Source organism: Aurantimonas sp. DM33-3, from assembly GCF_014334315.1.
GTDB lineage: Bacteria > Pseudomonadota > Alphaproteobacteria > Rhizobiales > Rhizobiaceae > Aurantimonas > Aurantimonas coralicida.
This window is the reverse complement of record NZ_JACSGS010000004.1, coordinates 238,505-262,162: the sequence shown is the minus strand read 5'-3', so window position 1 is coordinate 262,162 and position 23,658 is coordinate 238,505. Positions and strand designations below refer to the sequence as shown.

General features: G+C 68.0%; 27 protein-coding genes. 17 read left to right on the top strand and 10 right to left on the bottom strand.

Translation table 11 applies throughout. The features are described from left to right. The first annotated feature begins 38 nt into the window (after positions 1-38). Both moaA and H9Q09_RS08225 read left to right on the top strand, forming a co-directional pair. A complete protein-coding gene (moaA, locus tag H9Q09_RS08230; protein WP_024351327.1) occupies positions 39-1,028 on the top strand; it encodes a GTP 3',8-cyclase MoaA in 990 nt (329 codons plus the stop codon). After that, positions 1,028-1,510: a hypothetical protein gene (locus tag H9Q09_RS08225; RefSeq protein WP_187390621.1), complete on the top strand. Its 483-nt coding sequence runs from the start codon at positions 1,028-1,030 to the stop codon at positions 1,508-1,510. The genes moaA and H9Q09_RS08225 overlap by 1 nt, the downstream gene beginning before the upstream one ends. Positions 1,511-1,548: 38 nt before the next feature. Here H9Q09_RS08225 and H9Q09_RS08220 read toward each other — a convergent pair whose 3' ends face one another. After that, positions 1,549-1,803, bottom strand: coding sequence for a hypothetical protein (locus H9Q09_RS08220; protein ID WP_187390620.1), 255 nt, complete (start codon positions 1,801-1,803; stop codon positions 1,549-1,551). A gap of 40 nt (positions 1,804-1,843) precedes the next feature. Between H9Q09_RS08220 and H9Q09_RS08215 the strand changes: the two genes are divergently transcribed. From H9Q09_RS08215 to H9Q09_RS08200, 4 genes are all read left to right on the top strand, one after another. Continuing rightward, positions 1,844-2,167 (top strand): hypothetical protein, encoded by a 324-nt coding sequence (locus tag H9Q09_RS08215; protein ID WP_187390619.1) that lies wholly within the window; start codon positions 1,844-1,846, stop codon positions 2,165-2,167. Between the two features lie 135 nt (positions 2,168-2,302). Continuing rightward, the gene (locus H9Q09_RS08210) at positions 2,303-3,163 is read left to right on the top strand and encodes a DMT family transporter (protein ID WP_051141616.1); all 861 of its coding nucleotides are present in this window, start codon (positions 2,303-2,305) and stop codon (positions 3,161-3,163) included. Continuing rightward, positions 3,163-4,428 (top strand): multidrug effflux MFS transporter, encoded by a 1,266-nt coding sequence (locus H9Q09_RS08205; protein WP_246716055.1) that lies wholly within the window; start codon positions 3,163-3,165, stop codon positions 4,426-4,428. The genes H9Q09_RS08210 and H9Q09_RS08205 overlap by 1 nt, the downstream gene beginning before the upstream one ends. A 137-nt stretch (positions 4,429-4,565) precedes the next feature. After that, positions 4,566-5,363 (top strand): ABC transporter substrate-binding protein, encoded by a 798-nt coding sequence (locus H9Q09_RS08200; protein ID WP_187390618.1) that lies wholly within the window; start codon positions 4,566-4,568, stop codon positions 5,361-5,363. Positions 5,364-5,438: 75 nt separating this feature from the next. Here H9Q09_RS08200 and H9Q09_RS08195 read toward each other — a convergent pair whose 3' ends face one another. Continuing rightward, entirely contained in the window at positions 5,439-6,407 is a 969-nt protein-coding gene (locus H9Q09_RS08195; protein ID WP_187390617.1) for an MBL fold metallo-hydrolase, read from the bottom strand. A 117-nt stretch (positions 6,408-6,524) separates the two neighbouring features. Here H9Q09_RS08195 and H9Q09_RS08190 point away from each other — a divergent pair, with 117 nt between their 5' ends. The 3 genes from H9Q09_RS08190 to H9Q09_RS08180 are packed head-to-tail and all read left to right on the top strand — an operon-like array spanning position 6,525 to position 8,998. Next, on the top strand, positions 6,525-7,235 hold the full coding sequence (locus H9Q09_RS08190) for an ABC transporter permease (RefSeq protein ID WP_024351334.1): 711 nt from the start codon (positions 6,525-6,527) through the stop codon (positions 7,233-7,235). Further along, a complete protein-coding gene (locus tag H9Q09_RS08185) occupies positions 7,232-8,038 on the top strand; it encodes an ABC transporter permease (RefSeq protein ID WP_246716054.1) in 807 nt (268 codons plus the stop codon). The genes H9Q09_RS08190 and H9Q09_RS08185 overlap by 4 nt, the downstream gene beginning before the upstream one ends. A gap of 24 nt (positions 8,039-8,062) precedes the next feature. Then, a complete protein-coding gene (locus tag H9Q09_RS08180) occupies positions 8,063-8,998 on the top strand; it encodes an NAD(P)-dependent oxidoreductase (protein WP_338083207.1) in 936 nt (311 codons plus the stop codon). Positions 8,999-9,084: 86 nt separating this feature from the next. On the opposite strand, the gene H9Q09_RS08175 is transcribed toward H9Q09_RS08180, so the two are convergent. From H9Q09_RS08175 to H9Q09_RS08165, 3 genes are all read right to left on the bottom strand, one after another. Continuing rightward, the gene (locus H9Q09_RS08175) at positions 9,085-9,570 is read right to left on the bottom strand and encodes an Lrp/AsnC family transcriptional regulator (protein WP_009210047.1); all 486 of its coding nucleotides are present in this window, start codon (positions 9,568-9,570) and stop codon (positions 9,085-9,087) included. 80 nt (positions 9,571-9,650) lie between these two features. Continuing rightward, positions 9,651-10,280 carry a uracil-DNA glycosylase family protein gene (locus H9Q09_RS08170; protein ID WP_187390616.1) on the bottom strand — a complete coding sequence of 210 codons (630 nt, stop codon included), beginning with the start codon at positions 10,278-10,280 and terminating at the stop codon, positions 9,651-9,653. A gap of 7 nt (positions 10,281-10,287) precedes the next feature. Continuing rightward, entirely contained in the window at positions 10,288-10,899 is a 612-nt protein-coding gene (locus H9Q09_RS08165; RefSeq protein ID WP_187390615.1) for a glutathione S-transferase, read from the bottom strand. 229 nt (positions 10,900-11,128) lie between these two features. Between H9Q09_RS08165 and H9Q09_RS08160 the strand changes: the two genes are divergently transcribed. From H9Q09_RS08160 to H9Q09_RS08150, 3 genes are all read left to right on the top strand, one after another. After that, a complete protein-coding gene (locus H9Q09_RS08160) occupies positions 11,129-12,634 on the top strand; it encodes a HAMP domain-containing sensor histidine kinase (protein ID WP_187390614.1) in 1,506 nt (501 codons plus the stop codon). Between the two features lie 148 nt (positions 12,635-12,782). After that, on the top strand, positions 12,783-13,028 hold the full coding sequence (locus H9Q09_RS08155) for a DUF1289 domain-containing protein (RefSeq protein ID WP_187390613.1): 246 nt from the start codon (positions 12,783-12,785) through the stop codon (positions 13,026-13,028). After that, positions 13,021-13,731, top strand: a complete 711-nt coding sequence (locus H9Q09_RS08150; protein ID WP_187390612.1) for a TIGR02281 family clan AA aspartic protease — start codon at positions 13,021-13,023, stop codon at positions 13,729-13,731. The genes H9Q09_RS08155 and H9Q09_RS08150 overlap by 8 nt, the downstream gene beginning before the upstream one ends. A gap of 9 nt (positions 13,732-13,740) precedes the next feature. Here H9Q09_RS08150 and H9Q09_RS08145 read toward each other — a convergent pair whose 3' ends face one another. From H9Q09_RS08145 to H9Q09_RS08130, 4 genes are all read right to left on the bottom strand, one after another. Then, positions 13,741-14,565, bottom strand: a complete 825-nt coding sequence (locus tag H9Q09_RS08145) for a sulfite exporter TauE/SafE family protein (protein ID WP_009210052.1) — start codon at positions 14,563-14,565, stop codon at positions 13,741-13,743. A 90-nt stretch (positions 14,566-14,655) separates the two neighbouring features. Then, positions 14,656-16,071: an aldehyde dehydrogenase family protein gene (locus H9Q09_RS08140; protein WP_187390611.1), complete on the bottom strand. Its 1,416-nt coding sequence runs from the start codon at positions 16,069-16,071 to the stop codon at positions 14,656-14,658. A 52-nt stretch (positions 16,072-16,123) separates the two neighbouring features. Then, on the bottom strand, positions 16,124-17,140 hold the full coding sequence (gene dusA, locus H9Q09_RS08135) for a tRNA dihydrouridine(20/20a) synthase DusA (RefSeq protein WP_187390610.1): 1,017 nt from the start codon (positions 17,138-17,140) through the stop codon (positions 16,124-16,126). Positions 17,141-17,215: 75 nt separating this feature from the next. After that, complete coding sequence (locus tag H9Q09_RS08130) at positions 17,216-17,692, bottom strand: MarR family transcriptional regulator (protein WP_187390609.1); 477 nt, start codon at positions 17,690-17,692, stop codon at positions 17,216-17,218. 312 nt (positions 17,693-18,004) lie between these two features. Between H9Q09_RS08130 and H9Q09_RS08125 the strand changes: the two genes are divergently transcribed. The 5 genes from H9Q09_RS08125 to H9Q09_RS08105 all read left to right on the top strand — a co-directional run bounded on the left by H9Q09_RS08125 (position 18,005) and on the right by H9Q09_RS08105 (position 23,028). Next, positions 18,005-18,286, top strand: coding sequence for an acyl carrier protein (locus H9Q09_RS08125; RefSeq protein WP_024351348.1), 282 nt, complete (start codon positions 18,005-18,007; stop codon positions 18,284-18,286). 95 nt (positions 18,287-18,381) lie between these two features. Continuing rightward, the gene (locus H9Q09_RS08120) at positions 18,382-19,593 is read left to right on the top strand and encodes a beta-ketoacyl-ACP synthase (RefSeq protein ID WP_187390608.1); all 1,212 of its coding nucleotides are present in this window, start codon (positions 18,382-18,384) and stop codon (positions 19,591-19,593) included. Positions 19,594-19,600: 7 nt separating this feature from the next. Continuing rightward, complete coding sequence (locus tag H9Q09_RS08115; RefSeq protein WP_187390607.1) at positions 19,601-20,902, top strand: beta-ketoacyl-ACP synthase; 1,302 nt, start codon at positions 19,601-19,603, stop codon at positions 20,900-20,902. Positions 20,903-21,007: 105 nt separating this feature from the next. Continuing rightward, complete coding sequence (locus tag H9Q09_RS08110; RefSeq protein ID WP_187390606.1) at positions 21,008-22,075, top strand: zinc-binding dehydrogenase; 1,068 nt, start codon at positions 21,008-21,010, stop codon at positions 22,073-22,075. After that, complete coding sequence (locus H9Q09_RS08105) at positions 22,072-23,028, top strand: lipid A biosynthesis lauroyl acyltransferase (RefSeq protein WP_187390605.1); 957 nt, start codon at positions 22,072-22,074, stop codon at positions 23,026-23,028. The genes H9Q09_RS08110 and H9Q09_RS08105 overlap by 4 nt, the downstream gene beginning before the upstream one ends. 48 nt (positions 23,029-23,076) lie before the next feature. Here the strand turns inward: H9Q09_RS08105 and H9Q09_RS08100 are convergent, their stop codons facing one another. Continuing rightward, entirely contained in the window at positions 23,077-23,505 is a 429-nt protein-coding gene (locus H9Q09_RS08100; RefSeq protein ID WP_187390604.1) for a L,D-transpeptidase, read from the bottom strand. Positions 23,506-23,658 lie beyond the last annotated feature (153 nt).

Sequence of the window (23,658 nt, the reverse complement as noted above, 5' to 3'; positions counted from 1 at the left end):
TCCCCGAAGGCCGGTCGCGAACCGACGCGTTCCCGGAGATGATCGACCCGTTCGGCCGGGCAGTAACCTATCTGCGCGTGTCGGTCACGGACCGCTGCGATTTTCGCTGTGTCTACTGCATGGCCGAGGACATGACGTTCCTGCCCAAGCGCGACCTGCTGACGCTGGAAGAGCTCGACCGGCTGTCCAGCGCCTTCATCGCCAAGGGCGTGCGCAAGCTGCGCCTGACCGGCGGCGAGCCGCTGGTGCGCAAGAACATCATGCATCTGGTGCGCTCGCTGTCGCGGCATCTGGAATCGGGCGCGCTCGAAGAGCTGACCCTGACCACCAACGGCTCGCAGCTCGCCCGCTTCGCCGACGAACTGGCCGATTGCGGCGTGAAGCGCCTCAACGTCTCGCTGGACACGCTCGATCCCGACAAGTTCAAGCAGATCACCCGCTGGGGCGAACTCGACCGGGTGATGGGCGGCATTCGGGCCGCGCAGGCCGCCGGCATCAAGATCAAGCTCAATGCGGTCGCCCTGAAGGGCTTCAACGAGGACGAGATCCCCGGCATGATCGAGTGGGCCCATGGCCAGGGCATCGACTTCACGCTGATCGAGACGATGCCGCTGGGCGAGATCGACGAGGACCGCACCGACCAGTATCTGCCGCTCAGCCAGGTGCGCCGCGATCTGTCGCAGCGCTGGACCCTGAACGACATCCCCTACAAGACCGGCGGTCCGGCGCGTTACGTGGAAGTGGCCGAGACCGGCGGGCGGCTCGGCTTCATCACGCCGATGACCCACAATTTCTGCGAAAGCTGCAACCGCGTCCGCGTCACCTGCACCGGCACCCTCTTCATGTGCCTCGGTCAGGAAGACGCCGCGGATCTCCGGGCGCCGCTGCGCGCCTCGGAGGGCGACGAATTGCTGTCGAACGCCATCGACGAGGCGATCGGCCGCAAGCCGAAGGGACATGACTTCATCATCGACCGCGACACGAGCAAGCCCTCGGTCTCGCGGCACATGAGCATGACCGGAGGATAATGATGCGCCTTGAAGGATTGTCCGTCGCCGCGCTTACCCTGGCGGCGGCGCTGACCTCTGCCGCGCCGGCCAACGCCGACGACGTCACCTATCGCAACGAACGCTTCGGCACGACGGCGAGCTTTCCCGCCGAAGCCTTTCCGAACCAGCTGCCGGCGCCCACCAATGGCGACGGTCTCGGCTGGAGTTCGCCGGCGGGCGCGGAGATCTTCATCTATGCCCGGCCGCGCGAACCCGGCGAAACGCCGCAGGCGGTGGTGGGGCAGCGCGCCGATACGGACGAGGTCACCTATGACCGGTCCGGCAAGCGCTGGGCCGTCGTCTCGGGCTATCGCGACGGCCGGATTTTCTACGAGCGCTACATCTTCCGCGGCGATCTCGTCCATTCGGTCTCGATCCGCTACCCGGAATCGGAGCGCGCGACCTATGACAAGCTGGTCGGCCCGATCACCATGACGCTGGACGGTCCCGCGCGCGACTGAGCCGCAAAGGGAGGCGCCCGTCGCCGGGCGCCCCGCGATCAGGCCCGTTCGCTCTCGCGATAGGCTTCCTTGACGGTCTCGACCACGGCCTGCGGTGCCTGCTGCGCGGCCTCGCCGACCGGCTCGTCTTCGGTCAGCAGCGTCTTCTGCGTCGCGGACGTCCCTAGATCGTCGATCATGCTCTGCGTGCGCATGGCCTCGAGATTGGCCATCGCGGCTTCGCGCAACTGATCGATCGCGGCGGCGGTCCGCGGCGCGACGGCCAGCGCCCGGGTCGCGGCCGCACCGGTCACCGGCGCGCTGTCGCGGTTCGCCGTCGACGAAGCCGCAGCATTGCTGGACGATGCGCCTGCGCTGGATGAGGACGACGTGCCGGCGGTCCCGGCATTCGCCGACGCCGACTGGGTCTCGTTCGACGAGGTGCCGTTGGCCGGCGGTGCCGAAGCGCCCGAACCGCTGTTCGCTTCGGCCGGCGGGGGCGTCTGCTCGCTGGGCTGGGGCTGGCTGCTGGGCGGCGGCGTCTGCCGACTGCCGGGTGAGACGAGGTCGATCAATCCCATGGGTTACGCTCCTGGATACAAAGAGCCGGAGCCCTACGCCTGCAGGACTTTCCACGGTTTTGCAGAAATCGTTAAAGTTGCAATCACAACGACGTGACGGCTTTTCGCCGGCGGCAATGACGCTTTTCGTATCGCGCCGTCGTCGCCAAAGCGCTAAGGCTGCCTGACACTTCTCCAGCAACCGATCCGGCGGCTCCCTTTGCTCAGCGACAACGCCCGCGCCGCGCTTTTCATGCTCGTTTCCATGGCGGGCTTCGTCGTCAACGACACCTTCGTGAAGCTGGCGGCCGACCACATCTCGCCGCCCCAGATCATGGCCGTGCGCGGCGTCGTCGCATCGCTGCTGCTGTTCCTCCTGGCCTGGCGGATGGGCGCACTGCGCCCGCTCGCCATGGCGATGAAGCCGCGGCTGTTGGTGCGCACCATCGCCGACATCACCGCGACCCTGTCCTACATCACCGCCCTGTCCCACATGCCCATCGCCAACGCCTCGGCGATCTTCCAGGCCCTGCCGCTGACCGTCACGCTGGGCGCGGCGCTGTTTCTCGGCGAGCCCGTCGGCTGGCGGCGGTGGGCGGCGATCGCCGTCGGCTTCGTCGGCGTCCTCGTCATCGTGCGCCCGGGCACCGACGGCTTCACCATCTATTCGCTCGCGGTGCTGGCCTCGGTCGCCGCATCGGCGGTTCGCGACCTAACGACCCGGCGCATGGACCCGAAGGTGCCGTCGCTGTTCATCGCCATGATCACCGCGATCGCGGTCTCGCTGCTCGGCTGGCTGCTGATCCCGCTGGCGGGCGGCTGGCGGCCGATGCCGGCCTTGACGCTGGTCCATTTGAGCTGCGCGGCGGCGTCCATCGCCGTCGGCTACATCTTCATCGTCCAGGCGATGCGGATCGGCGACATGGGCTTCGTCGCGCCCTTCCGCTATGCGGTCCTCGTCTTCGCCCTGATTCTCGGGCTGGTCGTCTTCGGCGACCTGCCATCGCCGCTGACGCTGCTGGGCGCGGCCATCGTGGTGGCGAGCGGACTTTACACCCTATATCGGGAACGGGTCCGGGGCGTCGCCGCACCGGTCAAGACACAGGTGCACTGATGCTGAGGGATACTCCCGGTCACGACGCCGAGCCGACGGTCCTGCCGACGGCCGGAACGCCTCCCGCCGCCGCAACGCTCACGGGCGCCGCCGCGCGCCGCCCGATGCTGGTCACGCTGATGATCGCCTCGGCGCTGTCGCCGCTCGCCATCAACATCTTCATTCCGTCGATGGCTTCGATCGCCGCGGATCTGTCGGCCGACGGCGCGACGGTCGGCCTCGGCCTGTCGCTCTATCTGGTGGCGACGGCGCTGATCCAGCTCGTCGCCGGACCGCTCTCCGACCGCTACGGCCGCCGGCCGATCATTCTCGGCGGCATGGTGCTGTTCCTCGTCGGCACGCTGCTCTGCCTGATGGCCGACGACGTGGCGCTGTTCCTCGTCGGCCGCGTCGTGCAGGCGGCGAGCGCCACCGGCATCGCGCTGTCGCGGGCGATCGTGCGCGACGTCTACAGCCGCGAACGGGCGGCCGCGATGATCGGCTACGTCACCATGGGGCTTGCCGTCGCGCCGATGATCGGGCCGCTGATCGGCGGCGTCCTCGACACCGCCTTCGGCTGGCGCAGCGTCTTCTGGCTGCTGACCGGCATCGGCATCGTCACGATCGTGCTTCTGGCCTTCGACCTGTCGGAGACCAACAGTGAGACCGGGCGGCCGATCCCGCCGCAGCTGCGGGCCTATGGCGAACTCGCCGGCTCATCGGCTTTCTGGATCTATGTCGGCACGTCGTCGCTCACCTCGGCGGTGTTCTTCGGCTTCCTCGGCGGCGCGCCCTTCATCGCCATGACGGTGCTGGGCATGACGCCGGCCGGCTACAGCGTCTGGTTCGCGCTCTGCGCCATCGGCTACATGCTCGGCAATTTCGCCACTGCGCGGCTTTCGGAACGCTTCCGCATCAAGACCATGATGGTCACCGGCGCGGTGATCTCGCTGGCCGCGACCAGCCTGTCGCTGGCGCTGATCGCCGGCGGGCTCCTGTCGCCGCTGACGCTGTTCGCCCCGATGCTCTTTGTCGGCTTCGGCAACGGGCTGGTGCTGCCGACCGCGACCGCCGGCGGCGTCAGCGTGATGCCGCAGGCCGCCGGGGCCGCCGCGGGCATGCTCGGCGCCTGCCAGATCGGCGTCGGGGCCCTCAGCTCGATCCTCGCGGCACTTCTGGCGACCGGCAGCTGCGGCGCCGTCGGCTTGCTCCTGCTGATGACGGGCATCGCCATTGCCGGCCTCGGCGTGGCCCTGTCGGCCAGACGCGTAAACGCCGCCGGCTGAGCCAATGATGGTTTCATCCGAGAGCGCTTGGCGGTTGCCTCACCCGGCAAAAATTGCCAGCATTGGCGCCATAACAGGCATGCCTTCCTGACAGGCCGCACCGGTCCGGGCATGCCGTCCACCCACAAGAGGTTTGCATGCGTCTCACCCGAACTCTCGCCCTTGCCGCCACCGTTGCCGCCCTCGCCCTGGGCCACGCCCAGGCGCAGGAGAGCGACGCCGACAAGGACTGGTCGAAGGTCGTCATCGGCACCGAAGGCGCATATCCGCCGTTCAACTTCCTCGACGCCTCCGGCGAACTGCAGGGCTTCGACGTCGATATCGCCAAGGCGCTGTGCGCCGAGATGAAGGTCGAGTGCAGCTTCGTCACCCAGGATTGGGACGGTATCATCCCGGCGCTGCAGAACGGCAATTTCGACGCGCTCGTCGCCTCGATGTCGATCACGCCGGAGCGTGAGGAGCAGATCGCCTTCACCAACAAGTACTACCAGACCCCGCCGGCCATCGCCGTGCCGAAGGATTCCGACATCACCGAAGCCACCGCCGAGGCGCTGGCCGGCAAGGCGATCGGCGCGCAGACTTCGACCACCCATGCGCGCGCCGCGGAAAGCTACTTCCCCGACGCCGACGTCCGCCAGTACCCGACTGCCGAGGAGTACAAGCTCGACATCGAGAGCGGCCGCGTCGACGCGGTGGTCGACGACGTCGTGGTGCTGGACGAATGGCTGAAGAGCGACGCCGGCGCCTGCTGCAAGCTGCTCGACACGCTGAAGGCCGACCCGGCGATCTACGGCAAGGGCATCGGCATCGGCCTGCGCCAGGGCAGCGACAAGCTGGCCGGCATGTTCAACGACGCGATCGCCGCGATCCGCGAGGACGGCACCTATGACGAGGTGCAGAAGAAGTATTTCGAGTTCGACGTCTACGGCGAGTAAGCCCGGACCCGAGAGATGCGAAGCCGCGGCGGGGCGACCCGCCGCGGCTTTTTCATGCGCGATCGATCGCGGCGGTCAGCCGAGATCGTACTGCCATTCGGACGGCCGGAAGGCATAGGCCGCGTCGCCCGAACCCTTGACCACATGGCCGATGCTGGGAAACGCGATGTGCATGCCGGCAATGCGCGTGCGATTGGCCGCGACATCCGCCAGCAGCGCCTCGCGCGTGGCGATCGCCGCCTGCGGATCGCCGTCAAAGGCGATGCCGACATCCGGCCGGGCGAACTGGATGGCACCGGCGTGGACGATGTCGCCCCAGACCAGGAGGCCATCGGCGCCCTCGCCGATCATGTAGCCGCAATGGCCGGGCGTATGGCCGAACAGCTCGCGCGCGGCGATCCCCGGCACGACGTCGCCGGCCGCCGCGAAGGTCTTCACCTGGTCGCCGGCGACTTCCATGGCGGTGCGGGCCGCGTCGAAGAAGCCCTTGACCGAATCCGGCGCCGCGTCGCGGTTCTCGATGCTGGTCCAGAAATCGTACTCGGCCTTGTGGACATGGACGGTGGCGTTCGGGAAGGCGAGCTTGCCGTCGAGCACCAGGCCGCCGACATGGTCGGGATGCAGATGCGTCAGAAGTACCGCGTCGATGTCCTCGGGCGGGATGCCGGCCGCCGTCAGGCGATCCTGCAGCTTGCCCATCTGCGGGAAGGCGCCGGCGCCGCCGGTGTCGATCAGCACCGTCTGCTCGGGCAGATGCACGACATAGGCGTTGACGCCGGTGGTCACCGGCGGGGCGCCCTTGAAGGCCTCGTCGAGCAGGCGTTCGGCCTCGGACGCCTCGATGTTGGACAGAAGCGTGATGTCGAGGTCGAGATAGCCGTCGGAGACAGCTGTGACGATCGCCTCGCCGACGCGAATCTGCTGGACCGGCAGCACCTGGCTCGTCGGCGCAGGCGCCTTGGCGGCGGCCGGCAGCGCGCCGAGGCGCAACAGGACGGGGGCGCTCAGCGCCCCGGCAACGAAATGGCGGCGGGAAACGGGCATGGCGCGGGCTCCTTGAGGTTGGGAGCGTGGAAATATCGCCGCGTCCGGCCAATGCAATGAAACGGTGTGTCTGCCCGGCTTGATGATCTCGCCGGTGGCGGCTAACCATGGATTTTGATGGATCATTACTGGACGCTCATCGGCTTTGGCCCCACGGGATGGGGAGACGACATCGCCTGGGGCGTCCTCGTCACCGTTTCGCTCGCCCTCGCGACGCTGCCGATCGGCCTCGTCTTCGGCTTCCTTCTGTCGCTGGCGAAACAGTCCGACGACCGCTATCTGAACCTGTCGGCCAACATCTACACCACGATCTTCCGGGGCCTGCCGGAGCTGTTGACGCTGTTCGTGGTGTATTTCGGCGCCAACGGCCTCCTGCGCTCCCTCACCCAGTCGACCGGCCTGCCGGACATCGCCCTGTCGAGCTTCGTGTCCGGCATGATCGCGCTGGGCTTCGTCTTCTCGGCCTTTGCCAGCGAGGTCTTCCTGTCGGCCTTCCGGGCGATTCCCCCCGGTCAGCGCGAGGGCGCGGCGGCGCTCGGCCTCGGTCCGGCGCGGATCATGATTCTCGTCATCCTGCCGCAGATCATCCGCATCGCCCTGCCGGGCCTCGCCAATCTGTGGATGAACCTCCTGAAGGACACGGCGCTGGTCTCGGTCATCGGGCTCGCCGACATCATGCGCCAGACCGGCATCGCGGCGCGCGTGACGCGCGAGCCGTTCTACTTCTTCGGCGTGGCGATCGTGCTCTACCTGGTGCTCACCATGCTGTCCTCGATCGCCATCGGCGGCATCGACCGCTGGACGAAGCGCGGGGACGTGGCGAAATGAGCGATGCCGCCATGGCCGCGCCGCCGGTGGTCAAGCCGAAGCCGAAGATCGGCGGGCTGATCGCGATCGGCATTTGGATCGCCATCTCCATCGGGCTGGCGATCTACATCATCCGCGGCTTCGACCCGACCTTGTTCACGCGGTTCGGCCCGTCCTACCTGTCGGGCCTGTGGATCACCGTCACGCTGGTCGTCGGCTCCTTCGTCTGCGGCGCCGTCGTGTCCCTGCCGGTGGCGCTGGGCCGCATGTCGGCGAACCCGGTGGCGCGCACCCTCGCCTTCGTCTTCGTCTATTTCTTCCGCGGCACGCCGCTGATCGCCCAGATCTTCCTCGTCTATTACGGCTTCGGCCAGTTCCGCGGCGCCTTCGAGACGGTCGGCCTGTGGTGGTTCTTCCGCGAAGCCTGGTACTGCGCGCTGTTCTCGCTGACCCTCAACACGGCGGCCTATCAGGCCGAGATCCTGCGCGGCGCCATCCAGAGCGTCCCGACCGGCCAGTGGGAGGGCGCCCGGTCGCTGGGCATGCCGCGGGCGGTGATCTTCTTCAAGGTGATCCTGCCCCAGGCGATGATCGTGGCGCTCAGGCCCTATGCCAACGAGATCATCCTGATGATCAAGGCCTCGGCGATCGTGGCGATCATCACCGTCTACGATCTCTTCGGCGAGACGCGGCAGGCCTATTCGCGCACCTTCGACTTCCAGACCTATGTCTGGGCGGCGGTGCTGTATCTCGCCATCGTCGAGGGGCTGAGACACGCAACCAACTTCATCGAGCGGCGGCTGACCCGGCATCTGAAGCGTTAGCTTGGGAGCCGGGCGGCCACGGGATTGAAACGCGAGGCGACCGCGCAAGGTCACTCGCATCGCAGAACGACATATTGGGGGAGTGAGAACATGGCGAAAGTTGCATTCATCGGTCTCGGCGTCATGGGATATCCGATGGCCGGACATCTCAAGACGAAGGGCGGCCACGAGGTGACCGTGTTCAACCGGTCCGCCGCCAAAGCGCAGAAATGGGCCGACGAACATGGCGGCGCCCATGCCGCGACGCCGCGCGAAGCCGCCAAGGACGCCGATTTCGTGTTCTGCTGCGTCGGCAATGACGACGACGTGCGCTCGGTGATCTACGGGGACGACGGCGCCTTTGCCGGCATGAAGCCCGGCGCCATGCTGATCGACAACACCACCGCCTCGGCGGAGCTCGCCCGCGAGTTGGCGGAAGCGGCCAGCGCCAAGGGCTTCAAGTTCATCGACGCACCCGTCTCGGGCGGCCAGGCCGGCGCCGAGAACGGCGCCCTCACCGTGATGTGCGGCGGCGAACAGGGCGATTTCGATGCGGCCAAGCCGGTCATCGATGCCTATGCCAAGATGGTCGGCCTGATGGGCCCGGCCGGCGCCGGGCAGCTCACCAAGATGATGAACCAGATCTGCATCGCCGGTCTCGTCCAGGGCCTGTCCGAGGCGATCGCCTTCGGCAAGAAGTCCGGCCTCGACATCGAGAACGTCGTCAGCGTCATCTCCAAGGGCGCCGCCGGCTCCTGGCAGATGGAGAACCGCCACAAGACGATGAATGCCGGCGAGTACGAGCACGGCTTCGCCATCGAATGGATGCGCAAGGATCTCGGCATCTGCCTCGCCGAGGCCAAGCGCAACGGCGCGACCCTGCCGGTCACCGCGCTGGTCGACCAGTTCTACGCCGAGGTCGAGGCGATGGGCGGAAAGCGCTGGGACACCTCGGCCCTGCTCGCCCGCCTGGAGCGCTGAGCGCGCTTCACACGCTGCATGAAGTGGCGGTCAGATCGATTCCGGTCTGGCCGCCAAGCTATTGATATGGCGCGCTGATCGCCGGCTCAGGTCTCGCGCGGTTCCTTGTCGAGGACCATGTAGTCCAGCGGCATCTGGGTCGTGTACTTGATCTGCTCCATGGCGAAGGACGAGGACACGTCGCGGATCTCGATCTTCGAGATCATGCGCTGGTAGAAGGCGTCATAGGCGGCGATGTCGGGCACGACGACGCGCAGCAGGTAATCGACGTCGCCGCTCATGCGGTAGAATTCCATCACTTCGGGAAACTCGCCGATCACCTCGGAGAAGCGCTTCAGCCATTCGTTGGAATGGGAATTGGTGCGGATCGAGACGAAGACGGTGACGCGGGCATTCACCTTGACCGGGTCGAGGATCGCCACGCGGCGGCGGATGACCCCCTCCTCCTCCAGCTTCTGGATGCGGCGCCAGCACGGCGTGGTCGACAGGCCGACGCGCTTGGCGACGTCGGCCACCGCCAGCGTCGCGTCTTCCTGCAGCAGTCTCAGTATCTTCTTGTCCAGCCGGTCCATCGACGTGTCACTCCTGTCCTTGCGCCAGAGGATTACAGGAGCCGGCGGCAAATCGGTAGGGTGGCCGAACAATCGCCCGCTCAGACAAGCTCCCCGACGCGCCGGCGCAGTTCCGGCAGCAATTCCTCCCCGAACCAGGGATGCCGCTTCAGCCAGCCGCTGTTGCGCCAGGACGGATGCGGCAGCGGCAGGACGGGAGCAAAGCGCCCGCCCTCGGCGAGGATCGTCCGCCAGTTGGCCACCGTCTCGGTCAGGGTCCGCCCGGCGCCGGAGGCGATGTGGAAGCGCTGGGCATGCTGGCCGATCGCCAGGATCAGCTCGATCTGCGGCATGGCCGCCATCGCCCGGTCGTGCCACGTGGCGCGGCATTCGACACGCGGCGGGCGGTCGCCGCCCTTCGGATCGGTGCCGGGAAAGCAGAAACCCATGGGCAGGATCGCCACCCGTGCCGGATCGTAGAAGACCTCCGGCGACAGCCCCAGCCAGTCGCGCAGCCGGACGCCCGACGGATCGTTGAACGGCGTCGTCGAGCGGTCGGCGAGATTGCCGGGCGCCTGGCCGGCGATCAGCAGCCGGGCCGTGCCGGAGAGGGCCAGCACCGGATTGGGCTCAACCGGCAGCGGCGGCCCGACCGGCGCATCGCGGCAGATCCGGCAGGCGCGGATCGTGTCGTAGAGCGCCGCCGGGTCCTCGGCCGCTGCCGACGTCAAGGTGGCGTCAGGCCTTCGCGCTGGGCCGTGCCGAGATCTCGGCGTACCAGCGCGCGACGTTGGAAAGGTTGTCCGGCAGGTCGATCTTCGCCGGTTTCATGAAGTCCATGGCGACGAGGCCGGTGATGTCGGCGATGCTGAAGTCGGCGCCGGCGGCGAAGCAGTTGTCGGCCAGATGCTGGTCGAGAAGGGCGAGGAAGTCGAGCGCCTTGGGGCGGTTCGCCGCGCCCCATTCGGCGATCTGCGGCACTTCCCATTCGGCCATCGCCGGATGGGTGTGGCGGAAGGCAGCGGCGACGCAGGCGTAGAAGCCGAGCTCGATGCGGCGGTTCCACATCTCGACCAGGGCGCGGCCGAGAGCGCCGGTGCCGAACAGCGCCGGCTCGGGATGCAGTTCCTCGAAATAGCGGCAGATGGCGACGGATTCGGTCAGGATCGTGCCGTCGTCGAGTTCGAGGACGGGAAGCCGCTGCAGCGGATTGCGACGGCTGATCTCCTCGGACCGATGGCCGAGCTTGGCCATGTCCACCGCCTCGGTCGGCACCGACAGGCCCTTCTCGGCCAGGAAGATCCGCACCCGGCGCGGATTGGGTGCGCGGCCACCGTCGAACAGCTTCATCGTAGAGGTCCTCCCACTCTTTTTTCGCCCCGAGCATTAGGCACGCGCCCGTCCGGCGGCAAGCCCGCGTGCCCCGCCATGGGGGCGCCGGCGCCGTGCGGCGGCGGGTCCGCGCCGGCGCTTTTCCCCAGACAAACTCGACATTTCGCGATTCCTTAAGAGAGTTTCTTAATCTCCTCGAAACATCATGGGCGCTCCGGCAAGCGTATGCAGGCGATCGATCGCGTTCATGACAATCGCAGCTCCCCACTCCTACGACCACACGGTCATCGCCAGACGACGGGCCGCCCGCAATGGTGACCTGACCCGGACGCTGAAGGCCGCGCGGGAACGTCTGTCGGCGCGTGGCGGGCTGCAGCCGAACTTCGAACGCGAGCTCCTGGTCCAGCATGCCGCGGCGATCCAGGCGGCGGCGATCGTGCTTCCCCTGCCGGTCATTCTCACCGGATTCGGCCTGTCGATCTTCACCGGTCCGCTGCCGGCGATCCTGTGGACGGGCTTCGCCCTGCTCGGCCATTTCGCCCTGGTCGTCGTGTCGCGGCGGTTTCCGGCCGACAATCTGACCCGCGCCGGCATCACCCGCTGGTCGCGGATCTTCCTCGCCGGCCATGTGGCGGCCGGCCTGTCCTGGGCGTATCTGGCGACGCTGGCCTGCGCCGAATGCCAGCCCCTGCGCTTCGAGCTCTTCCAGTTCACGGTGATCTTCCTCGCCATCGCGATGATCGCCATGGTCTCCTCGACGCTGCGCGCCGTCGTCCCGCTCACCTTCCTGCCGACCATCCTGGTGCTCGGCTACGGCATCGTCACCACGGCCCAGCCCATGGCCTCGGCGATGTACGGCGTCCTGATCGGCGCCGTGCCGTTCTTCGCCTTCGTCGCCGAGATGCTGCGCCGCGCCAGCATCGCCCGGCTGAAGCACCAGAGCGAGAAGGACGAGCTGATCGCCGAGCTGGAAATGGCGAAGATCATGTCCGACGAGGCCCGCAGCCGGGCCGAAGAGGCCAACCTCGCCAAGTCGCGCTTCCTGGCGACGATGAGCCACGAGCTGCGTACGCCGCTGAACGCCATCCTCGGCTTCTCCGAAGTGATGAGCAACGAGATCCTCGGCCCCATCGGCAACGAATCCTACAAGGACTACATCGCCGACATCCACGCCTCGGGGCAGCATCTGCTCGGCCTGATCAACGAGATCCTCGATCTGTCGCGGGTCGAGGCCGGGCGCTACGCCCTGAGCGAGGAAGCCGTCGACATCGTCGCGATCGCTCGCGACTGCCTCGGCTATGTCAGGGTGAAGGCGGAAGCCAAGGACCTGGTGATCGGCGCGGAGTTCGAAGCCGGCCTGCCGGCCATGTGGGCCGACGAGCGCTCGCTGCGCCAGATCATCCTCAACCTCCTGTCGAACGCGGTGAAGTTCACCCCGCGCGGCGGCGAGATCACCCTGCGCGTCGGCTGGACCGCCGGCGGCGGCCAGTACCTGGCGGTCAAGGACAACGGTCCGGGCATCCCCGAGGAGGAGATCCCGATCGTCCTGTCTTCCTTCGGCCAGGGCTCCATCGCCATCAAGAGCGCCGAACAGGGCACCGGCCTCGGCCTGCCGATCGTCCAGGCGCTGATGAAGATGCATGACGGCTCGTTCGAGCTGCGCTCGCGGCTGCGCGAGGGCACCGAGGCGATCGCGATCTTCCCCAATTCCCGCGTCCTGGAAGTCATGCCGGCCCTCGACGAATACGCCTGAGGCCTGTCCACCGTGGCGGTTTTGCGGTCGGACGCAACGACGCGGCGCGCTTGTACGCCGCTGCCCGAAAGGCCATATCCGGGTGACAACACGCGGTGCGACGACGCCCGCCGACGCCCCGATTGTGACACCGACGCGCCGCGGACCCATGAGCATCGAAAGCCCCTGCATCTCCCTGTGCGCGATCGATCCGCGGTCCGGCTATTGCTTCGGTTGCGGCCGCACGGGCGAAGAGATCGGCGCGTGGATCGCCTTCTCACCCGAACAGCGCCGCGCCGTGATGGACACCCTGCCGGCGCGCATGGCGACGATCGAGCGCCCGGCCCGGCGCGAAACCAGGCGCCGGCGGCTGGAACGCGAGCGGACCGAAGCGCAAGGAGCGGACGATGCGTAGAGGCAGCCTCCTCTGGATCATCCTCGCCATTCTCGGCGTAGCGTGCCTGGCCCTCGTCCTCAACCAGGATGGCACCATTGCCGGCCTGCCGGACAACCAGTTCGCCAGCCTCGCCTATTATGGCGTCTGGGGTCTGGCGCTGGCCTCGGGTGCGATCCTGTTCCTGCGGACCAATCTGGCCGGCGCGCTGAAGGGCGCGGCGATCTGGGGCCTCGCCTTCCTCGTGCTGATCGTCGCCTATGGCTTTGCGCCGGAACTCTCGGCTGTGAAGGACCGGGTCGTCGCCGTTCTCGTGCCCGGCACGCTGGTTTCGCTCGGCGACGGTACCGAGGGCAGCCGCTTCATGTCGCTGCGCGGGGCCGACGACCATTTCCATCTCGACGGCGAGATCGACGGCAGGCCCATCTCCTTCATGGTCGACACCGGCGCCTCGATGGTCGCGCTCGACCGCTCGACGGCCGAATCCGTCGGCATCGACACCACGCAGCTGCGCTATTCGCAGCAGGTGATGACGGCCAACGGCGTCGTCGGCGCGGCGCCGGTGCGGCTCGACGAGGTGCGCGTCGGCGATATCGTACGGCACGGCGTGGCGGCGGCGGTGACGGAGAGCGACGGCCTCGGCGTCGCGCTGCTTGGCATGAGCTTCCTCAACACCTTGACATCTTTCGACTTTCGCGGCGACCGGCTTATTCTGACCGACTGAGCGACCGTCTCAGAGCAGCGAATAGGCGAAGCGCGCGGCGACGATCAGCAGGAAGGCGCCGAAGCCCAGCTCGAGCTGACGGCGGGTCAGCCGATGCGCCAGCGCGGCCCCCAGCGGCACCGCCAGGATCGAGGCCGGCGCGATCAGAAGCACCGCGGCCAAGCTGACGAAGCCGATGCTGTAGGCCGGCAGCAGCGGATCGCCCCAGCCGCCGATGGCGTAGGAGAGCAGGCCGGGAACCGAGATCAGCACGCCGACGCCGGCGCTGGTGGCCACCGCCTCGATCATCGGCCGGTTGTAGAGGGTCATGAAGGTGTTGTTCAGGACACCGCCGCCGATCCCCATCAGCGAGGACAGGAGGCCGATCAGGAAGCCGGCGACCGAGCGACCGGCAAGGCCGGGCAACTGCTTGCCGAAGGACATCGGCACCTTGCCGAAGACCAGCTTCAGCCCGAGCACCAGCGCCAGCGCCGCGAAGATGCCGCGCAACTCGCCCGACGAGGCCGCGGCGGCCACCATGGCCCCGGCGATCGCCCCGAGCGGGATCGCCACCACCCACTCCTTCAGGAGCCGCCAGTCGACGACGCCGCGCCGCCAGTGCGAGACCAGCGAGCGGATCGAGGTGGGCACGATGATCGCCAGGGACGAGCCGATGGCCAGGTGCATCGAGACTTCGTGGCTGACGCCGAGTTCCTCGAAGGTCTGGTAGAGCACCGGCACGAAGATCGCGCCGCCGCCGATGCCGAACAGGCCGGCGAGGAAGCCCGCGGCGGCCGCCGCTCCGAAGAGCGGCAGGAGGTAGGGAATCAGAGCGGACGCTTCGATCGGCTGCATGGTTCCTCATAGGGGGGAACAGTCGCGAATGCATCCGTTATGTTGCACCGCGCAAAAACCGGCGCGGCTACGCTGAGGTTCGGCGGGAGATCAGCGCCGCAGCATCAGCTGCGACACCATGCGGGCCAGCCGGCCCCAGGGCGGGCCCAGCCGCTCGAAGACGTTGATCGCCCCGACCTTGTAGACCGCCCGGGCATGGCTGAAGCGCAGGAAGCCGTCACGCCCGTGATAGGCGCCCATGCCGCTGGGGCCGATCCCGCCGAAGGGCAGATTGTCCTGGGCGATGTGCAGGAGCGTGCCGTTCACCGTCACGCCGCCGGAAATCGCCCCGTCGAGAACCCGCGTCTCCGCCCGCTTGTCGCCGGTGAAGCAATAAAGCGCCAGCGGCCGCTCGCGGGAATTGACGATGGCCAGCGCCTCGTCGAGATCGCGATAGGGCACGACCGGCAGGATCGGGCCGAAGATCTCCTCGCGCATTAGGACACTGTCGTCGGGGGCGCCGACGACGATGGCCGGCGCCATCCGTCCCGCGCCCTCCCCCATCTCGCTCGTCGCCGCCGCGTCGGAATGGCGATGCACGGTGGCGCCGGCGGCCTCGGCCTCCTCCAGCGCGGCCGTCAGCCGCGCATGGTGCCGCTCGCTGATGATGCTGGTGTAGTCGGCATTCGCCGCCGGTTCCGGATAGGCGGATCGCGCTTGCGCCAACGCTGCGGCAATGAAGGCGTCGAGGGATGCGGCGGGCACCAGCACGTAGTCCGGTGCAATGCAGGTCTGGCCGGCATTCAGCCATTTGCCGAAGGCGATCGACCGCGCCGCCGCGTCGATGGAATAGTCCGGGCAGATGATTGCCGGCGACTTGCCGCCGAGTTCCAGCGTCACCGGCGTCAGGTTCTCGGCCGCCGCGCGCATCACCTCGCGGCCGACATGGGTCGAGCCGGTGAACAGCAGATGGTCGAAGGGCAGCGCCGAGAACGCCTTGGCGACCGGTACGTCGCCGACAACGACCGTGACCTGGTCGGCGGCGAAATGCTCGGCGACCAGGCGCTGCAGCAGCTCGGAGAAGCGCGGCGTCAGTTCCGATGGCTTCAGCAAGGCGCGGTTGCCGGCCGCCAGCGCATCGGCCAGCGGCGCCAGCGTCAGGATCAGCGGATAGTTCCAGGGCGCCATGATGCCGACGACGCCGAGCGGCTCGTGGCGCACCCAGGCCCGGCCCGGCTGGAAGGTGATCTCGATACCGCGGCGCTGCGGCTTCATCCATCCGGCAAGCGATTTGGAGGCGTGGCGGATGGCATTGAGGGTCGGGCCGACCTCCAGGAGTTCGGTCTCGGTCTTCGAGCGCTGGCCGAAATCGGCGGAGATCGCCGCGGCGATGGCATCGACATTGCCGACGATCAGCTGGCGGAGACGCGCGAGTGCGTCGCGGCGCGCAGCGGCATCCGGCGCCGGCTGGGTGCGCGAGGCCGCATGCTGGCGGTCGAACCGCGCCTGCAGAGTGTCGTCGTTCATGGCGCGATCCGTTCGTGCTGTCGGGTGATGGTCATCGGCGTGGTCGCCGGCGTCAGGCGGCGCGGCGCTTGTCGCCATCCAGCCGCACGGCGGCGAAGGCCTCGCGTAGCAGCTGCGGCCCGGCGTCCGGGCGCACCGCGCCGTCCGACAGGATCTGGCGCCACCGCCGCGCACCGGGCATGCCGTTGAACAGCCCAAGCATGTGCCGGGTCACCTGCCCCAGCCGGCCGCCGCGCTCCAGATGCCGCGCCGCGTAATCCGCCATGGTGTCGATCAGCGCGGCATACTCCACCGGCTGCGGCGCCGCACCGAAGATGCGGGCGTCCACCTCGGCCAGTCGGTCCGGCGTCTGGTAGGCCGCGCGGCCCATCATCACCCCGTCGACGCGGTCGAGCTCCTCGACGGCGGCATCCAGCGTCGTCAGCCCGCCATTGAGGCCGATGAACGCCTCCGGCAGCCGCTGCTTCAGGCGGTGGACGCGGTCGTAGTCGAGCGGCGGGATGTCCCGGTTCTCCTTCGGGCTCAGTCCCTGCAGCCAGGCTTTTCGCGCATGCACCCAGATCGTCGTCACGCCGGCGGCGATCGCGGCATCGGCGAGATCGTCGAGCCCCGGCTCCGGGTCCTGCTCGTCGACGCCGATCCGGCACTTCACCGTCACCGGCACGTCGCTCGCCTCGGCCATGGCCGCGAGGCAGCGGCCGACGAGGTCAGGCTCGCGCATCAGGCAGGCGCCGAACGCCCCGGACTGCACCCGGTCGGACGGGCAGCCGACATTCAGATTGATCTCGTCATAGCCGAAATCCGCCGCGATCCGGCAGGCTTCCGCCAGCTTCTGCGGCTCCGAGCCACCGATCTGCAACGCCACCGGGCTCTCGACCGCATCATGGCCGAGCAACCGGTCCCGGTCGCCATGCAGGATCGCGTCGGCGACGACCATCTCGGTATAGAGCAGCGCATGCCGGGTGAGCTGCCGATGGAAGAACCGGCAATGCCGATCGGTCCAGTCGATCATCGGCGCAACGGCGAAGCGGCGCGACAGGGCGGCGGAGGGGGATAAAGACGTCTGCATCGCGGAGAGGTAGCCATTTGCCGCCCCGCTGCCAAGCGCCGGGGCGTCGAGAAGGTCCGTCAAACCCGCCGCGCGCTACTGGCCGAAGGCGCGGTCGAGGCCGTCGAGGCCGCGTTCCAGCCCGTCGCGCTCCTCGGCGGTCAGCAGCGCCAGCACGTTGCTCTCGGCCTTTTCCACCTTGGGCATCAGCTCGGCATAGACCCTGGAGCCCTCTGCCGTCAGGGCGAGATATTCGAAGCGCCGGTCGGCGGTCGCGCGGGTGCGATGCAGCCAGCCCCGCTCGTCGAGGGCGGAGACGGCGCGGCTGACCTTGGTCTTGTCCATCTCGGTGGCCTCGACGATATGCGACGACGTCACCGTCTCGCCGTCAGCACTGCCGAGAATGACCAGCACGCTGAATTCGGGGGCGGACAGCCGGTGCTCCCGCTTGTGGACCTGCGCGGCGACGCGGCCCAGAACCGTGGCCGCACGGATCAGGCGACTGGTCAGGAACAGGTCGGACCGGCGGTCGGCCGACCGGGATTTTCTTGCCGTGATCTGGCGCGCGGTCATCGTTCTTGTTCCCGGTGGCCGGAGGGGTCGCGGGGAAACAGCCGTGGCGATTGCCGTGCCGACACTTGCACCGCCAATCGTTGGAAACTGATCCGGTCTTGTCCTACGAACGTCACATGAGCGCCGTGCGTTCCCGACCACCGACCGCTATTCGCCATGCCTTTGCCACAGGAAGGCGCCACGAGGGCCGCCGGCGACGCGCCGCAAGCGCGTCGGCCAAGGCATCACCACAGTCCTCGCTTTGCTTTTTCGGGCGAATTCCCTATAGCTTCGCGCCCAAATCGCTCTTCCAGACATGACAAGGATAATTCATTGTCTTCTACCTTCGACCGGGTCGCGGATATCATCGCCGAGACCAGCGAGATCGACCGCGCCGAGATCACGCCGGAAAGCCACACGATCGACGATCTGGGCATCGATTCGCTCGACTTCCTCGACATCGTCTTCGCGATCGACAAGGAATTCGGCATCAAGATCCCGCTCGAGAAATGGACCCAGGCGGTCAATGACGGCGAGGCGCCGACCGAGGAATACTTCGTCCTGAAGAACCTCTGCGCCAAGATCGACGAACTGCGCGCCGCCAAGGCCGGCTGACACAGCGGAACGGCGCCCGGCGCCGTTCGCCAGCGGGAGGCCCTCGGGAACCGATCGCCGGGCGGGACGGACGATTGGGATAGTGGAACGATTGCATGACACAGAATGCCAGAGACGTGGTGATCACCGGGATCGGGCTGGTGTCCTCGCTCGGCGAGGGCATCGCCACCCATCTCGACGCCATGGGCCGCTCGCCGGCACCGCAGCCGCGGATCGATGCCGAAACCTACGCGCCCTATTTCGTGCACCCGTTGCCGCCCATCGACTGGTCCAGCCAGATCCCCAAGCGGGGTGACCAGCGGCAGATGGAGACCTGGCAGAAGCTGGGCACCTATGCGGCCGGACTGGCGCTCGCCGATGCCGGCATCCCGGCCGACGAGGCCGTGCGCGCCAAGATCGACATGGTCGTGGCCGCCGGCGGCGGCGAACGCGACACCGCTGTCGACGCACTGGTCATGGACAAGGCGCGCGGCGCCAACGACCGCGACCGGATCGTCAACGAGACGCTGGGCAGCGAACTGCGCCCGACCCTGTTCCTGGCGCAGCTCTCCAACCTTCTCGCCGGCAACATCTCCATCGTCCACAAGGTGACGGGCTCCTCGCGCACCTTCATGGGCGAGGAAGCGGCCGGCATCTCGGCCATCGCCTCGGCGCGGGCACGGATCGCCGCCGGCCAGAGCGACATCTGCCTCGTCGGCGGCTCGTTCTCGGCCGAGCGCAAGGACCTGATCCTGAACTTCGACCTCGCCGGCCTGATGCTGCGCGACGACTGGCGGCCGGTCTCCTCGCGCACCGAAGGCCATGACGGCATTACGGTGGGCAGCGTCGGGGCGTTCCTCATCCTGGAATCGGCCGAGCACGCCGCAGCCCGTTCGGCCCTCGCCTATGCGCGGCTGGTCAGCGCTTCCGGCGACCGCGGCAAGCGCGACGCCGAGCGCACCGCGGCGCGTTTCGAGGCGCTGCTGCCGCAGGGCGGATCGGCGAGCGACGAGACGCTGATCCTCAGCGGCGCCGCCGGCATCAAGCCGTTGCTGGATGTGGAACGCAGCGTCCTGAACAAACGGTTTCCCGATGCCCCGGTCAGGGCGTATGGGACGATGCTCGGCCATGCCTTCGAGGCGCAGGTCCCGGCCGGCGTGGCGCTGGCCGCCGGCGCGCTGTCTCGCGGTGCGGTGATCCCGCCCTTCGATGTCGGCGAGGAACGCCCGGCTTCCGCGGCCCCGCGGCGCGCCATCGTGACCGCGATCGGTCACCTTCATGCCGAGGGTGCCTGCGAACTGGAAGCCGTGGACGGACGCAGACTGTAAGGATCGGATGATGAGCGCGAACGGCAACACCGCAGAGCTGGACTTTCTCGGGCGCCCGGTGATCGCGATCACCGGGCTCGGCCTCGTCTCGTCGCTGGGCCGCGGCGTCGACGACAATTGGGACGCTTTGTCCTCGGGCCGCTCGGGCATCCACCGGATCGAGCGCTTCTCGACCGACAGCCTGCGCACCACGATCTCCGGCTCGGTGGACTTCATGGGCCCCGGCTCGGAGACCTCGACGGGTCTCTCCTACATGATGGCCGAAGCCGCCGGCTCGGAAGCCGTGCGCATGGCCGGCTTCGCCGACGACGATTTCGGCGGTCCGCTGTTCCTCGCCGCCCCGCCGGTGGAGATGGAGTGGCAGCATCGCCTCGCCCTCGACGCGATGGACGGCGCCACCATCGAGGAGGCCGGCTACGACCGCCTGTTGCAGATTGCGCGCAGCCGCCCCGACAAGGCGATCTACAACCTGACCCAGTGCAGCCGCATTTCCGAGCTCCTGGCCGACCGGCTGGGCACGCGCGGCCTACCGATCACCCTGTCGACCGCCTGCGCATCCGGTGCCTCGGCGATCCAGCTCGGCGTCGAGGCGATCCGCCGCGGCGAGACCGACCGCGCCATCGCCATCGGCACCGACGGTTCGATCACCCAGGAATCGCTGATCCGCTTCTCGCTGCTGTCGGCCCTGTCGACCAACAACGAGTATCCGGAAAAGGCCTCCAAGCCCTTCTCCAAGGATCGCGAAGGCTTCGTCATGGCCGAGGGCGCCGGCGCGCTGGTGCTGGAATCGCTGAGCGCCGCCAAGGCACGCGGCGCCAAGATCCTCGGCGTCATCCATGGCTGCGGCGAGCGCGCCGACGACTTCCACCGCACCCGCTCCAAGCCGGACGGCTCGCCGATCATCGCGACCATCGCGGCCGGCATCGCCGACGCCGGCATGGAGCCGTCGGACATCGACTACATCAACGCCCATGGCACCTCGACGCCGGAGAACGACCGCATGGAGGCCACCGGCCTTGCCGCGGTGTTCGGCGAGGCGCTGAAGACGACGCCGATCTCCTCGAACAAGTCGATGATCGGCCACACGCTGACCGCGGCCGGCGCGATCGAGGCGGTGTTCTCGGTGCTGTCGATCCAGAACGGCCTGCTGCCGCCGACGATCAATTACGAGGTGCCGGACCCGGCGATCGAGCTGGACACCGTGCCGAACAAGGCCCGTCCGGCCGAGATCGCCACGGTGCTGTCGAACTCCTTCGGCTTCGGCGGGCAGAACGCCTGCCTCGTCATCGGGCGCGAACCGCGCCACTGAATGCCAGGGCCGCGGCGGGATCGACCCGCCCGGCCGGCCATCGGCGTCGCGCGGCCTTCGGGGCCGCACGGCAACGCCGTCATTCTCCAGTCTGAGGATCTTCCCATGCGGGCATTGCAACTCGTCGGCGACCGCGAACTCAAGCAGGTGGACCTGCCGCCGCCGCCGCCGCCCGGCCCCGGCGAGGTCACCGTCGACATTGCCGCGGTCGCGCTGAACCATATCGACGTCTGGGGCTGGCGCGGCATGGCCTTCGCCAAGCGCAAGATGCCGCTGGTCGTCGGCGCCGAAGCCTCGGGCGTCGTCTCGGCGATCGGACCCGGCGTCGCCTCGGTGCTGCCCGGCCAGCTCGTGGCGATCTACGGTGCGCAGACCTGTGGCCTGTGCCGCCCCTGCCGCGAAGGCCGCGACAATCTCTGCGAGCACGTCTCGGGCGTGCACGGCTTCCATCTCGACGGCTTCGCCCAGGAGAAGGTCAATCTGCCGGCGCGCCTGCTGGTCCCCGCCCCTCCCGGCTGCGACGCCATCGGCGCGGCGCTGGCGCCGGTGACCTTCGGCACGGTCGAGCACATGCTGTTCGACAATGCCAAGCTGGAACCGGGCGAGACCATTCTCGTCCATGCCGGCGGCTCCGGCATCGGCTCGGCCGCGATCCAGCTTGCCAAGCGGCACGGCGCGACGGTGATCACCACCGTCGGCTCCGACGACAAGGCCGAACGCGCCCGGGCGCTGGGTGCCGACCATGTCATCAACTACCGCGTCGACCGCTTCGAGGGCGTCACCCGCAAGCTGACCAAGAAGAAGGGCGTCGACGTCGCCTTCGAGCATGTCGGCGCCGACACCTGGGCGGGCTCCATGCTGTGCATGAAGCGCGGCGGCCGACTGGTCACCTGCGGCTCGACCTCGGGCGTCTCCACCCAGATGAACCTGATGCAGCTCTTCCAGCAGCAGCTGAAGCTGTTCGGCTCCTTCGGCTGCCGCATGGAGAACATGCGCGACGCCATGCAGAAGATGGCCCGCGGCATCGTCCATCCGGTGATCGACGCGGAGATCGGCTTCGACCAGATCGACATCGCGCTGAAGCGGATGGAGGCGCGCGAAGTGTTCGGCAAGATCGTGCTGCGCGTCGCCGACGAGGCCGGCAGCGAGAGCGCAAACCCGCGCGCCGCATGAACCTCTTCGTCGCGCGCTATGCGCTGCGGGCCAAGCGCGCCGCGGACTTCGTCATTGCCCAGGTGCTGTTTGCCGCGCTGCGGACCATCCGGCTGCTGCCGGCCGATGTCGGCCTGTCCTTCGCCGACCGCACGGCGCGGCTGCTGGGCCCGTGGACGAGCCGCCACCGGCTGGCCGTCGACAATCTGCAGCAGGCCTATCCGGAAAAGGACGCGGCCTGGGTCGAGCAGGTGGCGCGGGACAATTGGGGCCAGATGGGCCGGCTCGCCGCCGAGTTCGTGTTCCTCGACGATCTCTTCGATTTCGACCCGGAGAACCCCGAGGCCGGGCGCATCGAGGTCGAGGGCGCCGAAATCTTCGCCGAACTGCGCGAGCGCAAGGGCCCGTTCATCTTCTTCACCGGCCATCTCGGCTGCTTCGAGCTGCTGCCGATCGCGGCGGCCGCCTTCGACCTGGAGTTCACCGCCCTCTTCCGGCAGCCCAACAACCGCTACATCGCCAAGGAAGTGCAGGCCGCACGGCGGACCAGCGGCGGCCACATGGTGCCCTCCAAGGCCGGCGCGGCGTGGTCGCTGGCCGGTATCCTGCAGCGTTCCGGCTCGGTCGGCATGCTGGTGGACCAGAAATTCCGCAAGGGCGAACCGACGACCTTTTTCGGCCGGGAATGCCGCACCAACCCGCTTTTGCCGAAGCTGGCGCGCCAGTTCGATTGCGAGATCTACCCGGCGCGGTCGATCCGCCTGCCGGGCGGGCGCTACCGGCTCGAGCTGCAGCCGCGTCTGGAGCTGCCACGGGCCGACAGCGGCGAGATCGACGTCACCGCCACCTGCCAGCTGCTCAACGACGTGGTCGAGGGCTGGGTGCGCGAGCATCCCGAACAATGGATGTGGTTTCACGACCGCTGGAAGAGCGGCAAGGCCCGCCGCAAGTCCGCGCAGCCGAAGCCTGCTTGAAGGCTCGCCGTAGCGACCCGGCCGCTTGCGTGGCCGGGCGCCGGTCCTTCAGCGCTGGACGACGACCCTCGTGTTGCGCATGCCCATCTTGCGGACCATCGTATAGAAGATCTTGGCATTGGCGGTGTGCAGGCGCACGCAGCCATGCGAGGCGGGGCGGCCGAGGCGGCTGACGGCACCGGTGCCGTGAATGGCGTAGCCGCGGTGATAGAAGACCGAATAGGGCATCGGCGACATGTCGTATTTGCGCGAATGCCACATGCGGTGGATGCGCTTGGCCCGCCAGCTTCCCGTCGGCGTGACATAGCCGCGGCGGGCCGTCGAGACCGGCCAGCGATACATCACCCGGCCGTTCTTGATCACCGTCATCGTCTGGGCAGACAGGTCCACCTTGGCGACCAGGCCGGCGGATGCTGTCGAGATGCCGCAGCCGAGCACGCCCGCGATCATCACGATCGCGACCAGTAGTTTCTTCATGTTTTTGCCTCCGACCCAAGAACTCCACATTCCCGCCGCAGAAAAACCTAGTTTCAATTTTGCCGCGCGGTCAACTGCCAAAAACGTGAACAGATTAACACGGTCTGGGGACGCGATATTCCGGCAACTGCGCCCCCTCCTCCGCTTCCCGCT

What these genes read in the sequence shown, in the direction of transcription:
- moaA (WP_024351327.1), top strand. Translation starts at nt 39, where the DNA reads ATGATCGACCCGTTCGGCCGGGCAGTAACCTATCTGCGCGTGTCGGTC.
- H9Q09_RS08225 (WP_187390621.1), top strand. Translation starts at nt 1,028, where the DNA reads ATGATGCGCCTTGAAGGATTGTCCGTCGCCGCGCTTACCCTGGCGGCG.
- H9Q09_RS08210 (WP_051141616.1), top strand. Translation starts at nt 2,303, where the DNA reads ATGCTCGTTTCCATGGCGGGCTTCGTCGTCAACGACACCTTCGTGAAG.
- H9Q09_RS08205 (WP_246716055.1), top strand. Translation starts at nt 3,163, where the DNA reads ATGCTGAGGGATACTCCCGGTCACGACGCCGAGCCGACGGTCCTGCCG.
- H9Q09_RS08200 (WP_187390618.1), top strand. Translation starts at nt 4,566, where the DNA reads ATGCGTCTCACCCGAACTCTCGCCCTTGCCGCCACCGTTGCCGCCCTC.
- H9Q09_RS08195 (WP_187390617.1), bottom strand. Translation starts at nt 6,407, where the DNA reads ATGCCCGTTTCCCGCCGCCATTTCGTTGCCGGGGCGCTGAGCGCCCCC.
- H9Q09_RS08190 (WP_024351334.1), top strand. Translation starts at nt 6,525, where the DNA reads ATGGATCATTACTGGACGCTCATCGGCTTTGGCCCCACGGGATGGGGA.
- H9Q09_RS08185 (WP_246716054.1), top strand. Translation starts at nt 7,232, where the DNA reads ATGAGCGATGCCGCCATGGCCGCGCCGCCGGTGGTCAAGCCGAAGCCG.
- H9Q09_RS08175 (WP_009210047.1), bottom strand. Translation starts at nt 9,570, where the DNA reads ATGGACCGGCTGGACAAGAAGATACTGAGACTGCTGCAGGAAGACGCG.
- H9Q09_RS08165 (WP_187390615.1), bottom strand. Translation starts at nt 10,899, where the DNA reads ATGAAGCTGTTCGACGGTGGCCGCGCACCCAATCCGCGCCGGGTGCGG.
- H9Q09_RS08160 (WP_187390614.1), top strand. Translation starts at nt 11,129, where the DNA reads ATGACAATCGCAGCTCCCCACTCCTACGACCACACGGTCATCGCCAGA.
- H9Q09_RS08155 (WP_187390613.1), top strand. Translation starts at nt 12,783, where the DNA reads ATGAGCATCGAAAGCCCCTGCATCTCCCTGTGCGCGATCGATCCGCGG.
- H9Q09_RS08150 (WP_187390612.1), top strand. Translation starts at nt 13,021, where the DNA reads ATGCGTAGAGGCAGCCTCCTCTGGATCATCCTCGCCATTCTCGGCGTA.
- H9Q09_RS08145 (WP_009210052.1), bottom strand. Translation starts at nt 14,565, where the DNA reads ATGCAGCCGATCGAAGCGTCCGCTCTGATTCCCTACCTCCTGCCGCTC.
- H9Q09_RS08140 (WP_187390611.1), bottom strand. Translation starts at nt 16,071, where the DNA reads ATGAACGACGACACTCTGCAGGCGCGGTTCGACCGCCAGCATGCGGCC.
- dusA (WP_187390610.1), bottom strand. Translation starts at nt 17,140, where the DNA reads ATGCAGACGTCTTTATCCCCCTCCGCCGCCCTGTCGCGCCGCTTCGCC.
- H9Q09_RS08130 (WP_187390609.1), bottom strand. Translation starts at nt 17,692, where the DNA reads ATGACCGCGCGCCAGATCACGGCAAGAAAATCCCGGTCGGCCGACCGC.
- H9Q09_RS08120 (WP_187390608.1), top strand. Translation starts at nt 18,382, where the DNA reads ATGACACAGAATGCCAGAGACGTGGTGATCACCGGGATCGGGCTGGTG.
- H9Q09_RS08115 (WP_187390607.1), top strand. Translation starts at nt 19,601, where the DNA reads ATGATGAGCGCGAACGGCAACACCGCAGAGCTGGACTTTCTCGGGCGC.
- H9Q09_RS08110 (WP_187390606.1), top strand. Translation starts at nt 21,008, where the DNA reads ATGCGGGCATTGCAACTCGTCGGCGACCGCGAACTCAAGCAGGTGGAC.
- H9Q09_RS08105 (WP_187390605.1), top strand. Translation starts at nt 22,072, where the DNA reads ATGAACCTCTTCGTCGCGCGCTATGCGCTGCGGGCCAAGCGCGCCGCG.
- H9Q09_RS08100 (WP_187390604.1), bottom strand. Translation starts at nt 23,505, where the DNA reads ATGAAGAAACTACTGGTCGCGATCGTGATGATCGCGGGCGTGCTCGGC.